The sequence below is a fragment of the Pseudomonas sp. WS 5010 genome (genome assembly GCF_012985565.1).
GTDB lineage: Bacteria > Pseudomonadota > Gammaproteobacteria > Pseudomonadales > Pseudomonadaceae > Aquipseudomonas.
In genome coordinates, this window is record NZ_JAAQWQ010000002.1 from 707,364 (window position 1) to 720,593 (window position 13,230).

A 13,230-nucleotide genomic window follows, 5' to 3' on the forward strand; every position below is an offset into this window, starting at 1 on the left:
CGCCACATCACCAATCAAATGTGGGGGCTGGCTTGCCGGCGATAGCGGTCTACTAGCCGCCATCAGCGCACATTGCGGTACAGCATCAACCGCGCGCTTTCATGCAGGCCCCGGGTCAGGTCGACCAGGCGTTGGAATTGCTCGGGGTTTTGCGCCGCTACATTCCCTGGGGCAGATCGCGCAGGATCCGGTCGCTTTCCTTGAACAGGTCCAGATCGGAGATGCCCCACACATCCACTCGCGGCGACTGCCAGTCGCGTTCTTCATACAAGCGCACGCCATCGATACTTTGCTGGATCAACGCATTGATATTGGCCCACCCGGCGTTACCGCCAATCATGTACAGCTTCTGGTAATCGGTGAAAGCGTTGATCAGCGTGTGCTGGCGAGTGATCAGAGGGTGGCGGGTCGCCGTCTCCTGACGCGTGACATCCGGTACGCCCGTGATGCTCGCCCACACAGTCTTTGCGGTGCCGGTGACCGGCACATAGAAATGCTTGAAGAACCAGCTCTGGCTCGCCAGCCGGTCGAGGTTTGGCGTCGGGTCCAGAGGGTTGCCATAGGCGCCGACCGCACTGGTGCCAAGGGATTCAAGCATCACAAACATCACGTTCGGCGTGGTGCCAAGCCGGTACGGCTGCGCCTTTTGCTCACGCTCGAACGTCAGGCTTTGCGGGTCTGGGCGGTCCACGCCCAGGTAATGGGCAACCACCGGATAATGCTCGCGCACCTGCTGCTCATCGAACTGCGCCTGCCCGGCCTTGAGCGTGTCGTAGAAAAACAGATCTGGGTGGGCGAGCGGGATGACATCCGCCAGGACCTGATCCAGCGCATCGTCGGCCATACGCTGTGGCCCAGTGTGATTGGCGTGCCGCTGTTGGCCGCCTTGATCTGGCTGACCATCGGTTGGGGGTTGCAGCCGTTACGCGCAATGGCCCACACCATCCGTGGCCGCAATACCGAAACCCTCAAGCCGCTCAACCTGCGCCCCCTGCCCCACGACCTGGAGCCCATGCAGACCGCGCTCAATCGCCTGTTGCAACAGATCGACAACCTGCTGGCGCGGGAGCGCCGTTTTATCGCCGATGCGGCCCACGAATTGCGCACGCCCCTGGCGATCCTGCGGATCCATGCGCAGAACGCCCAGTTGGCCAGCACCCCACAACAACGGGAGGAAGCTCTCGAGTTCCTGGTCAGCGCCGTCGACCGCGCCACACGCATTGCCAGCCAGTTGCTGACCATGGCGCGTATCGAGCCGCGCCTGGCCAACCCCGATCGATGCGATGTGGAACTGACCGCGCTGGTGCGTGAGGAACTGGCCGAACTGACGCCCCTGGCGCTGGCAAAAGGTATCGAGTTGATCCTCGACAGCGACCACCACTGCCTGGTCAAGACCGACCCCGTCGCCCTGGCGATCGCCCTGCAGAATCTGGTGACCAATGCGCTGAACTTCGCCCCACCCGGCAGCGAGGTCCGCGTGCAGGTGCAGCCGCAGGCGTCGGGGGCGGTGTACATCAGTGTCGAGGACGCCGGCCCGGGTATCGACGAAGGTCAATATGCGCGCCTGTTCGAGCGGTTCTACAGCCAGGGGCATGCCAATGGCGCCGGGCTGGGCCTGGCGATTGTGCAGATGATCGTCAGCAAAATCGGCAGCACCTTGCAGCTGTACAACCTGCCCCAGGGCGGGCTGTGCGCTGAACTGCGGATCAACGAGGGCGCGCCGCTTCAGAGAGGTTGAGCAGCCCGCGGGGCGGTTTTGACGTTTTTTTCATGTTTGCCCGCATAAGATTCCGCACCTCGTTGGGGAGTAGCCTGCTTGCGAGTCTTTCGCAAGCGTTCGTATCAACATTCTCGGCAACCTGCCGTGGTACGAACACCTTTTGGTTGGTGAGACCAGCGACACATCCATGCCTAAAGTCGGGCGTGTGGTTGTGTCGTTGACTCATAGCCCGACTGGAAGAGCGCCCGTGAATCCTGTTTCCCTCATTCTCCTGGCCCTGGCCATGTCCACCGACGCCTTTGCCGCCGCGATCGGCAAAGGCTCCAGCCTGCACAAACCACGCCTGTCGGAAGCGCTGCGTACCGGTTTGATTTTCGGCGTCATCGAAGCGATCACCCCGATTATCGGCTGGCTGATCGGCCAGGCCGCCACGCGCTGGGTGGCAGACTGGGACCACTGGATCGCCTTCACCTTGCTGGTGGTACTGGGCCTGCACATGATTTACAACGGCCTCAAGCACGAAGACGAGGCCGAAGAGAAAAGCGCCCAGCACTCCTTCCTGGTCCTTGCCGTCACCGCATTTGCCACCAGCATCGATGCCCTCGCGGTGGGCGTCGGCCTGGCGTTTGTCGATGTGAACATCTGGGTGGCCGCTGCCGCCATCGGCCTGGCGACCATGACCATGGTCACCATTGGTGTGATGCTCGGCCGGGTCCTCGGCACGATGTTCGGCAAACGTGCAGAGATCGTGGGCGGGGTCGTGCTGATGATTGTGGGTGCAACGATTTTGTATGAGCACCTGTCGGTCTAATCCTCCATCTTTCCTATAGAAAGGGACCGACTGCCCCTTTCTATAGGTGACTTATAACAACTAGCCAACACTAAAATTACACTTTGGCAATATGAGCCACTTCAAACATCTTTTTCACATTTGCACATTCATGAGTCGTTAAAGTCAGCACCATACAGACTCTTGAATACGTGTAACTCTCTCGATGACAGCCCCTGCGTCCCACAACACCTGCGCGCGACTACCTTGTTATTTGACAGTTGGAGTACTTGCCACCGGCGCTCACTACCTAACACTTTTGTTATTGTCGTTGGCGCTACCGGCATTAATAGCGACTTTACTGGGTGGACTAATCGGCACCGCCGTAAGTTACCAAGGCAACAAACGCTGGACGTTCACACCCCCCCGCCCACCCGATACTTATCAATGGTTGCGCTTTTGCATCACGGCCCTCGCCTATAACGCGGCAAACCTGGGGCTGATGGCCTTGCTGCTGGCGCTCTGGCCCCGGCACCTATGGCTGATGCAAGGGCTGACCACCCTCGCCCTGACGTTGCTCACATACCGAATCAATCAGCACTGGAGCTTTCGCCATGAACCCATCAAGACCTGAGCGCCCTCTGCGCCCGCTGCTCAGTGTGGTTGTCTGCTGTTATAACGAAGCCAAGGTACTGCCACTCTTTCATAAACGATTAATGGCTGTGCTGGACACATTAACCATTCGCCATGAAGTGTTGTATGTAAACGACGGCAGTCGCGATGAAACACTGGCGCTGCTGGCGGGTTATTGCCGGGTACCGGGGGTTCGCTGCCTGAACCTGAGCCGCAACTTCGGCAAGGAAGCGGCGATGGTCGCCGGTATTGATTATGCCGGTGGCAATGGATTGTTATTTATTGACGCAGACCTGCAAGACCCACCCGAACTTATTCCATTAATGGTTCATCATTGGCTGACTGGCAGCGATATCGTCAATATGCAGCGCCGCACTCGACTGTCTGATACGTCAAGCAAACGTATCAGTGCCCATCTCTACTACAAACTGATGAACTTCCTGGCCGACAAGTTTGATGTGCCTGCCGACGTCAGCGACTTCCGCCTGATTGGCCCTGCGCCCCTGGCAGCGCTGCGATGCATGCCCGAGCGCACACGGTTCATGAAGGGCCTGATCAGTTGGCTGGGGTTCAATACCATCGAGCTGCCCTACGACCGTGAACCACGCAGCGCCGGCCTCAGTAAATGGGGGCCGCTGGCGCTGATCGACCTGGGTATCGAAGGTGTGTTGGCCCTCTCGCGCAAGCCGTTGCGCTGGTTCAGCCTGCTCAGCCTGGTGATTTTCATCGCGACCCTGGTCCTGATCATCTATCAGGTGAGCGTCAACACCTTCAGTTCCCATCACGTGATCATGGGCATCGCCGCGTTCATCGCCCTGGGCATTGCGATGATCGGCGAATACCTGGGCGCCACATTGAGCGAGGTCAGGCAGCGTCCCATCTACCTGCTCGACAGGCTGCTCGGCGAAACCCCCGAACGCCCGGAACACACCTGCCCCACACACCCTCGCGAACAAGAAAACCGCTGATGACTATGACGACCCGTACGCTATGGCTGCTATTGATCGCCATTTTGGGCCTGCGCCTGGCAAGCCTGGGGCTCTACCCGCTGATGGACACCTCAGAGGCCCGCTATGCAGAAATGGCGCGCAAGATGCTGGTACTCGGTAACTGGGTAACCCCGCTGTTCGAGGTAGATGTGCCGTTTTGGGGCAAGCCGCCGCTGTCGTTCTGGAGCCAGGCGCTGGCCATGCAGTGGCTGGGCATCAATGAATTCGCGATTCGTGTTCCGGCGTGGCTGTTTCATGTGGCCAGTTGCCTGATCATCATTCGTTTTGCCCGTGAGCAAGCGGATGAAAAAACCGCCGTGCTGGCGGCGATTATCTTTTCCAGCTCGACCCTCGGCCTGCTGTCAGCGGGGGTGGTGCTGACTGATCCGGCACTGAGTTTCTCGGTCCTGCTGGCCACCTACGGCTTTTGGCGCGGCGCGGCACAAGGCGACCGGCGGTGGGCGCTGGCAGGATTCGCCGGCCTGGGTCTTGGCCTGTTGGCGAAGGGGCCATTGGCAGTGGTCTTGGTCGCCATTCCCGCGTTCGCCTGGACCGTTGGTTATCGCCAGTGGCGCGCTTTTTTGCGCTTGCCCTGGCTCACCGGCGTTTTGCTGATGCTGCTGATCGCCGTGCCCTGGTACCTGCTTGCCGAACAACGCACCCCCGGCTTTCTTGATTACTTCCTCGTGGGCGAGCATTGGAAGCGCTATGTCGTCAGCGATTGGGCCGGCGACTTGTACGGCAGTGCCCATGCCCGGCCAATCGGTGCTATCTGGCTGGATCTGCTGCTGGCGTTTTTCCCGTGGACCCTGCTGCTACCCGCGCTCTACATTGGCTTTCGCCGCTCGGTACTGTCGGGACGCTACTACGCGTTCATCACCCTGTGGGCCCTGGCAACCCCGGCCTTTTTCACGTTCTCCGGCAATATCCTGTGGACTTACCTGTTGCCGGCCCTACCGGCCTGGAGCCTGTTACTGGCAGGGGCGCTCAATCAGGCGCGCTGGAGCACCGGGAAAGTGGTCACTGGACTGATGCTGGCACTGCTCTTGCCTGTGTGGCTGCCGATTGCCGCAATCGATGGCCGTGCCTTTGATCGGCCCAACAACCAGCGCGACCTCGCCTACGCCTGGCAGCAACTGCAAGCCAGCGCGCCGGGAAGCCTTTACTACTGGGGCCGCCGCTCCTATTCGGGAGAGTTCTACACAAAGGGCCAGGCGCGCCAGATCGACGACTTGAGCAGCCTGCCCGATGACCGGACGTTCTACATCGCCCGCCGCGAACGTGACCTCAAGCGCGGTCTCCAGGGGTTGCAGCCGTTGAACTGCGTCGAACAACTGCGGGCCAGCCAGAGTGTGTTGTTTAAATGCGGCACAGGATCTGTAAATGCCATACAAAATGTACCAAGCAGTTAATTAGCTTGCTATCATTACTCCCCTGGACCATCACCCTCGGGTTTTTCGACATGAAACACACACCCCGCGCCGCTGGCGCCTCTCGATTCCTGTTGCTGGGCTTGGGCGTAATCATCGCCCTGCTCGGCGTGGCGTTGGCCGTCGGCGGCGCAAAACTGCTGAGCCTGGGCGGCTCCGGCTACTTCCTGATCGGCGGCGTGGCCATGGCCATTTCCGGCCTGTTGATTGCCAAGCGCAAACGAGCAGGTGCCTGGTTGTTCGCCGCATTTTTGCTTGGCACTGCCGTGTGGGCTGTGGTGGATGTAGGCCTGGTGTTCTGGCCACTGTTTTCGCGGTTGTTCATGTTCGCCGCCATTGGTCTTGCGGTGGCGCTGGCCTATCCGTTGCTGGCACCGGGCACCCGCCGTGGCGCCTTCAGCGTGGCGGGCGTGCTGGCGCTGGCATTGGCCGTGGCGGCGGGCAATATGTTTGTCGCCCACCCCAGTGTCGCGCCCAACGGTAAGGGCCCGGGCTTGACCCCCGTGGCCCCGGCAGAGGCGCAGAAGGACTGGGCGCACTACGGCAACACCGAAGGCGGCAGCCGTTTTGCAGCGCTGGACCAGATCAATCGCACCAACGTCGACAAGCTTAAGGTGGCCTGGACCTATCACACCGGTGATGTGGCCATCAGCGACGGCAATGGCGCCGAAGATCAACTCACACCCTTGCAGATCGGCAACAAGGTGTTTATCTGCACGCCCCATAACAACCTGATCGCGCTGGATGCCGACACCGGCAAAGAGCTGTGGAAGAACACCATCAACGCCCAGTCGGCGGTGTGGCAGCGCTGCCGTGGCATGGCCTATTTCGATGCCACCGCCCCCATCGCCCAGCCAACCCAGGCCAACAGCTCGCCGATCATTGCCGCCAGCGTGCCGGCCGGTGCGCAGTGCCAGCGGCGCCTGCTGACCAATACCATCGATGCTCGATTGATTGCAGTGGATGCCGATACCGGCGAGTTCTGCGAGGACTTTGGCAACCACGGCCAAGTGGATTTGAAAGCCGGCCTGGGCAATGTGCCGGACAGCTATTACCAGCTGTCCTCCGCGCCATTGATCGCCGGCACCACCGTAGTGGTTGGCGGGCGCGTCGCCGATAACGTCCAGACCGATATGCCGGGCGGCGTGATACGTGGTTTTGATGTGATCAGCGGGCAGATGCGCTGGGCATTCGACCCGGGCACCCCTGAAGACAAGCAGGCCCCCGCTGCCGGCAGCACCTATGTGCGCAGCACCCCCAACAGCTGGGCGCCGATGTCCTATGACCCGCTGATGAACACGGTATTCCTGCCGATGGGCAGTTCCTCCACCGATATCTATGGTGTGGAGCGCACCCAGCTCAATCACAAGTACGGCGCCTCGGTGCTGGCACTGGACGCCTCCACCGGTGCCGAAAAGTGGGTGTACCAGACCGTCCACAATGACCTCTGGGACTTCGACTTGCCGATGCAACCGAGCCTGATCGACTTCCCCCAGGCCGACGGCAAGACCGTACCCGCCGTGGTGATCGGCACCAAGGCCGGGCAGATCTATGTACTCGATCGCGCTACCGGCAAGCCGTTGACCGAGGTACAAGAGGTGCCAGTCAAGGCTGCGGACATTCCCAATGAACCGTACTCGCCCACCCAGCCTAGGTCCGTGGGCATGCCACAGATCGGCGCGCAGACCCTGAGCGAAGCGGACATGTGGGGCGCAACCCCCTATGACCAGCTGCTGTGCCGCATCGACTTCAAGAGCATGCGCTACGACGGCCTGTACACCGCACCGGGCACCGATAAATCACTGAGCTTCCCCGGCTCCCTGGGCGGAATGAACTGGGGCAGTATCTCCACCGACCCGGTGCATGGTTTTATCTTCGTCAACGACATGCGCCTGGGCCTGTGGATCCAGATGATCCCCTCGCAAAACAAGGCCCCGGCTTCCTCCGGTGGCGAGGCGTTGAACACCGGCATGGGCGCGGTGCCGCTCAAGGGCACGCCTTACGCGGTGAACAAAAACCGCTTCCTGTCGGTGGCCGGCATTCCGTGCCAGGCGCCACCGTTCGGCACCCTCACCGCCATCGACATGAAGACCCGGCAGATTGCCTGGCAAGTACCGGTCGGCACCGTTGAAGACACCGGCCCGCTGGGTATACGCATGCACCTGCCGATCAAGGTTGGCCTGCCGACCTTGGGCGGCACTCTGTCGACCCAAGGCGGCCTGGTGTTTATCGCCGGCACCCAGGACTTCTACCTGCGCGCCTTCAACAGCGCCAATGGCGAAGAAGCCTGGAAAGCCCGCCTGCCCGTGGGTAGCCAGGGTGGGCCAATGACCTATGTGTCGCCAAAAACCGGCAAACAGTATGTGGTCATCACTGCGGGCGGCGCGCGCCAATCCACCGACCGTGGCGACTACGTGATCGCCTACGCCCTGCCTTGAGCCCCGCGCGGCGCTGATGCGCCGCCATTTGAATGTGGGAGCCGGGCTGCACGGCTCCCACAGGTATCGTGATTTTTCCAGGAAGACCCCGCATGTCCCCCGCGTTTAATACTCTGTCTCTGCGCCTGCTCGCCAGCCTGCTGCTGGGCGCCACGCTGCCCGCCTACGGCAGCCCCCTCACCGTTGACTGGGGTGGCCTGCGCCATCAGCTCGACGAGCAAGGTATCAAGTTCACCGGCGACTACAGCGGCGAAACCGCCTATAACGCCAATGGCGGCCAGCATCGTTCGGCGCGCTACTCGCAAAACATCAAGCTTGGCGTGCAACTGGACCTGGGCAAATTGTATGGCCTGCACAACGGCGACAAGATCCAACTGACGATCAACGACCGGCGTGGCAACAGCGCCTCCGAAGACCTGGTGGGCAACCGCCTGCCGATCCAGGAAAACTACGGCGGGCTCTACACCCGTCTGACCGAACTGAGTTATGAGCGCACCCTGTTCACGCCCGCCCTGAACCTCAAGCTCGGCTACATGGCCATGGGCAACGACCTGGGCGGCCTCGACAGCGGGATCCTGTGCAACTTCATGAACGCCGGTTTCTGCGGGCACCCCCTGAACATGTCCGGCGGCAGCGGTTGGACCAACTACCCCAACGCTCACCTGGGCGCACGGGTGAAGTATGACTTCTCGCCGGCCTGGCAATTACGCGTGGCGGCGTTCAATGTCGACCCGCAAAGCAACGGCAACTCCAGCCGCGCCTGGCACCTGGGGCCCAAGCACACGACCGGCACCGTGGTGCCCATCGAGCTGGTCTACAAGCACGCCAGCGATCTGCCCGGCGAATACAAGCTTGGCTACTACTACGACAGCTCCAACGTGCAGCGCATTGGCAGCGCCAAGTACGTCAGCGGGCGCGGCGGCCATTATCTGCTGGTCGACCAGGCCCTGTGGAACTCCCAGGCCTCAGAGGGCCGGACCTTGCATGCGTTCGGCCAATACTCGGCCGCCAGCAAGGCGGCCTCGCCGTTCAGTCGCTGGTATGGCGCCGGCCTGGTGCTGTACAAGCCGTTCGCCAGCCGACCACGGGACACCGTAGCCCTGGGGTACGGCCGCGCCGTACCCAACCCGCGCAGCCGCGATGTGCTGCAACAGGCCGCCCAAGCCCAAGACAGTGCCTTGCCAAACCTTGACAGTGCCGAACAATTGCTCGAACTGAGCTACGGCTACCAGGCCACGCCCTGGCTGACCCTGCGCCCGGATGTGCAATACATCATTGAGCCAGGGGCGTTCGCCGCAAAGCAGATTGACAATGCGCTGATACTGGGACTGCAGGTGAAGGCGACGTTCTGAAGTGCTGACTTCCAGGCAGTCGGATTTGACCTTCGTCGCGTCCGGGCTTTCGGTGGCGGCACTCAGTCAAAAATGAGTGCCTGGTTTCGGTTACCCTGCACGGCGCGCACAGCCCCCCGTGACAAGGACACCCCGTGACCCGAGAACAACTTGAGCAGAACCAGATCCCCGTCTACCTTGTCGCCGTTATCGGCGCCGCGCTCGGTGGCCTGCTCGCCCCGCAGGCCGCAGCGGGGCTTGGCGCCCTGGTAACCCCGGCAATCGCCGTGCTGATGTACGCCATGTTCCTGCAGATCCCGTTTCTGCAACTGCGCCAGGGGCTGGCCAATAAACGCTTTATGGCGGCGCTGCTGATCGCCAACTTCGTGTTGATCCCGCTGCTGGTCTGGGGCTTGACCCGTGGTTTGAACGAGCGCCCGGCCATCCTGATCGGCGCGTTGCTGGTGCTGCTGACGCCGTGCATCGACTACGTGGTGGTGTTTACCCACATTGGCAAAGGCGACGCGCGGCTGACGCTGGCCGCCACCCCGGTGTTGCTGTTGCTGCAACTGGCCCTGCTGCCGTTGTACCTGGCGCTGATACCTTCCGGTGACGCAGCGGTGGCGATTTCTATCGGCCCGTTTGTCGAGGCCTTTTTGCTGCTGATCGTGGCGCCACTGCTGCTGGCGGTGCTGACCTGCGCGGGCGCCCGGCACTCGCGCCTGCTCGAGCGCTGGAATGATGGCTGGGCATGGATGCCAGTGCCGGCCATGGCGGCGGTGCTGATCGTGGTGATTGGCTCGCAGATCGCGTTTGTCGCGCAGCAGATCGAGCAGTTGTTGCCGGTGGTGCCGGTTTACTTAGGCTTTATGCTGTTGGCGCCCGTGGTCGGGGCACTCACGGCGTGGGCCTTTCGCTTGCCGGCAAGCACCGCGCGCGCGGTCACGTTCAGCAGCGCGACCCGCAACTCACTGGTGGTCTTGCCGCTGGCGCTGGCCCTGCCGGAAGATATCCGCGCCCTGGCCGCCGCCGCCGTCATCACCCAGACCTTGATCGAGTTGGTGTTCGAGCTGGTCTATATCCGGGTGATCCCGGCCCTGGTCTGGCGCAGCCGCTAGGGTTGCGCCCGTGTCGCGTGCCAGCACACCAGCGAGCCCGCGGTCACCAGCACCGCACCCTGCCAGAACTGCGGGGTGAGGTGAGCGCCCAGCCATAGCGCTGCAAAGGCCGACGACAGCACCGGCGCGCCATAGGACGCGGTCGCCAGCAAGGTCAGGTTGCCGCGCAGGATACCGATATTCCACAGCGCATAGCCGCCCGCCATGGCGATGCCCGTGGCGAGCAATTCCAGGCTGCTCCCCAAGGTAAAAGCCGGCAGCACTTGGGCACTGAAGGCGAATTTTGCCCATAGCAGCGCCGCCGTCAGGATGAAAAACAACACCACCAGGTTCTGCCCGCCGGCGTAGCGCCGCGTGACGTTGCAATACAAGGCAAAGGTGATCGCACAGCCCAGGGCCAGGCTGTAGCTCAGGGGGTTGGATTGCACATTGGCGACGATGGTTGCCAATGCCAGGCCATCGCCACTGACCACCCACAGGATGCCAAACAGCGCCAGCGCCGAGCCTGGCACGATAATCCAGCGCGCTCGCTGGCCATTCATGACGATTGCCAACAACACCGTCAGACACGGCCAGAGGTAGTTCACCACCCCCAGCTCAATCGCCTGGTTGCGGTTGCTGGCAAAACCCAGGGCCAGGGACAGGCAGACCTCGTAGGCCACGAACAACCCGCTGCCCATGATCAGGTAGCGCCAGGACGTGGCGCGCAGGCGCGGCCGTCCCAGCCAGGCCAGCAGCAGTATCGCGCCTACCGTGTAGATCAGCGCCGCGCCCCCCAAGGGCCCGAACAGTTCACTGACACTGCGGATCAAACCGGCGGCGGTGCTCCATAAAACAATCGCGACCAAACCACACACCGTCGCGGCCCGCTCCCCCCTGATCTGCATGGATGCCTCTCTGAGAATGTCCACAGCCACAGCACCTGCGGCACAAAGGCCGCAACGGTACACGCTGGGGTATTGCTTGTCTCCTTGTAGGAACCACAACCAAGCAATCTCATTGAGAGCAGAAATCATGACCACGCCACACATCAACTGTAGGAGCGGGCTTGCCTGCGATGGCGGTGGGTCAGCCGCCACATCCTTACTTGACCTACCGCCATCGCGGGCAAGCCCGCTCCCACAGTGGGAACTCAGCGAGTAGAAAATTGTGGCCATACCACAATTCAAATGTAGGAGCGGGCTTGCCCGCGATGGTGGTGGGTCAGCCGCCAAAAATAGTGACTGAACAGCCGCCATCGCGGGCAAGCCCGCTCCCACAGTAGGAACTCAGCGAGCAGAAAAATGTGGCCATACCACAATTCAAATGTAGGAGCGGGCAAGCCCGCTCCTACAGGGGGATCACTTCAGGGCAAGGCTGTTTGGTTGGTTGCAGTTCGCGCAACAGTGTCTTGTCATTAACGGGATTGATAGCACCCTAACGAAAGCCCCATGCTAGAGGGCTTGGCTGGCGCTTATATCATTCCGAATGATAGTTACCTTTGTTTCATTCGATTCGTGAGATAGCACACTGCCGAGCATGATCCGCCCATCTCAAATACATTGGCGGATGCACCTCATGGAACAGTCACTCAAACATTTGCGCTATCCCCTGGCCCTTTTGGCCGTGCTGGTGATGAGCGCATGCGGCAAGGCCCCCGAGCAAGCGGCCGCCATGCCCGCCAGCAAAGTCAGCGTTGCCAAGGTCCTGGAACAACCGGTCAATGAATGGGACGAGTTCACCGGCCGCCTCGAAGCCCCGGAAACCGTACAGATCCGCCCGCGTGTATCAGGCCAGATCGACCAGGTCGCCTTCACCGAAGGCGCGCTGGTAAAAAAAGGCGACCTGCTGTTCCAGATCGACCCGCGTCCATTCCAGGCTGAAGTGCGCCGCCTGGAAGCCCAGCTTCAACAGACCAAAGCCGCTGCTTCGCGCAGTGACAATGAAGCCCAGCGTGGCGAGCGCCTGCGCCAGAGCAATGCGATTTCTGCCGAGCTGGCCGACTCGCGTACCACCGCCGCCCAGGAAGCCCGTGCTGCCGTGGCCGGAATCCAGGCGCAACTGGACCTGGCCCGCCTGAACCTGAGTTTCACCCGTGTCACCTCGCCCATCAGTGGCCGTGTCAGCCGCGCCGCGATCACCGCCGGCAACCTGGTCACCGCCGATGTCACCGAGCTGACCAGCGTGGTCTCCACCGACAAGGTCTATGCCTACTTCGATGCTGACGAGCGCGTGTACCTCAAGTACACCGAGCTGGCGCGCCAGGGCCGTCGCGGCGCCACCACCCCGGTATACCTGGGCCTGTCCAATGAAGACGGCAACCCGCGCCTGGGCCAGATGAACTTTGTCGACAACCAGGTCAACCCCGCCACCGGCACCATCCGTGGGCGCGCGGTGTTCGACAACAGCGACGGGCGTTTCACCCCCGGCCTGTATGCGCGCCTCAAGTTGGTCGGCAGCGGCACCTACTCCGCCGTGCTGATCACCGACGAAGCCGTGGGCACTGACCTTGGCAAGAAGTTTGTGCTAGTGATGGACGCCGACAACAAGTCCGCCTACCGCGCCGTGGAACTGGGGCCGAAGATCGAAGGCTTGCGCATCGTGCGCAGCGGCCTGAGCAAGGACGACACCATTATCGTCAAGGGCCTGCAGCGGGTACGTCCGGGTTCGCCGGTTGCCCCAGAAACCATCCCGATGGCCAGCCAGGCAACCCTCGCCGCCCTGGCCCAACAACGACAAGCGCTTGAAGCCAGCAACCTGGAGCAAGTGGCGCCGGATAAAACCGCGCCCAAGCTCGCCAGTGTCGCGACTCCACGCGGTTAA

The 13,230-nt window shown here is 61.8% G+C and carries 8 protein-coding genes, 2 pseudogenes and 1 riboswitch; of the genes and pseudogenes, 8 read left to right on the forward strand and 2 right to left on the reverse strand.

Going from position 1 to position 13,230, the window contains the following annotated elements:
- Positions 1-169: 169 nt before the first annotated feature.
- A pseudogene (locus HBO11_RS07790) lies at positions 170-793 on the reverse strand (sulfatase-like hydrolase/transferase); the annotation flags it as partial.
- On the opposite strand from HBO11_RS07790, the pseudogene HBO11_RS07795 reads away from it, so the two are divergent.
- The 7 genes and pseudogenes from HBO11_RS07795 to HBO11_RS07830 form a co-directional block, all read left to right on the forward strand.
- Positions 785-1,738, forward strand: a pseudogene (locus HBO11_RS07795) (ATP-binding protein); the annotation flags it as partial. The pseudogenes HBO11_RS07790 and HBO11_RS07795 sit on opposite strands and share 9 nt — an antisense overlap.
- A 52-nt stretch (positions 1,739-1,790) precedes the next feature.
- Positions 1,791-1,960: riboswitch (yybP-ykoY riboswitch) on the forward strand.
- Between the two features lie 7 nt (positions 1,961-1,967).
- Positions 1,968-2,531: a manganese efflux pump MntP gene (gene mntP, locus HBO11_RS07800; RefSeq protein WP_170041471.1), complete on the forward strand. Its 564-nt coding sequence runs from the start codon at positions 1,968-1,970 to the stop codon at positions 2,529-2,531.
- Positions 2,532-3,103: 572 nt separating this feature from the next.
- Positions 3,104-4,090 carry a glycosyltransferase gene (locus HBO11_RS07810; protein ID WP_262381004.1) on the forward strand — a complete coding sequence of 329 codons (987 nt, stop codon included), beginning with the start codon at positions 3,104-3,106 and terminating at the stop codon, positions 4,088-4,090.
- The gene (locus HBO11_RS07815; RefSeq protein WP_169951445.1) at positions 4,090-5,523 is read left to right on the forward strand and encodes a glycosyltransferase family 39 protein; all 1,434 of its coding nucleotides are present in this window, start codon (positions 4,090-4,092) and stop codon (positions 5,521-5,523) included. Before HBO11_RS07810 ends, HBO11_RS07815 begins: the two co-directional genes overlap by 1 nt.
- A gap of 50 nt (positions 5,524-5,573) precedes the next feature.
- On the forward strand, positions 5,574-7,979 hold the full coding sequence (locus HBO11_RS07820) for a glucose/quinate/shikimate family membrane-bound PQQ-dependent dehydrogenase (protein WP_169951443.1): 2,406 nt from the start codon (positions 5,574-5,576) through the stop codon (positions 7,977-7,979).
- Between the two features lie 92 nt (positions 7,980-8,071).
- Entirely contained in the window at positions 8,072-9,331 is a 1,260-nt protein-coding gene (locus HBO11_RS07825; protein ID WP_169951441.1) for a carbohydrate porin, read from the forward strand.
- Positions 9,332-9,465: 134 nt separating this feature from the next.
- On the forward strand, positions 9,466-10,428 hold the full coding sequence (locus HBO11_RS07830; RefSeq protein ID WP_169951439.1) for an arsenic resistance protein: 963 nt from the start codon (positions 9,466-9,468) through the stop codon (positions 10,426-10,428).
- Here HBO11_RS07830 and yddG read toward each other — a convergent pair.
- Positions 10,425-11,315: an aromatic amino acid DMT transporter YddG gene (gene yddG, locus HBO11_RS07835; RefSeq protein ID WP_169951437.1), complete on the reverse strand. Its 891-nt coding sequence runs from the start codon at positions 11,313-11,315 to the stop codon at positions 10,425-10,427. The two genes, HBO11_RS07830 and yddG, sit on opposite strands and share 4 nt — an antisense overlap.
- 670 nt (positions 11,316-11,985) lie before the next feature.
- On the opposite strand from yddG, the gene mexE reads away from it, so the two are divergent.
- The gene (gene mexE / locus HBO11_RS07840) at positions 11,986-13,230 is read left to right on the forward strand and encodes a multidrug efflux RND transporter periplasmic adaptor subunit MexE (protein WP_170058858.1); all 1,245 of its coding nucleotides are present in this window, start codon (positions 11,986-11,988) and stop codon (positions 13,228-13,230) included.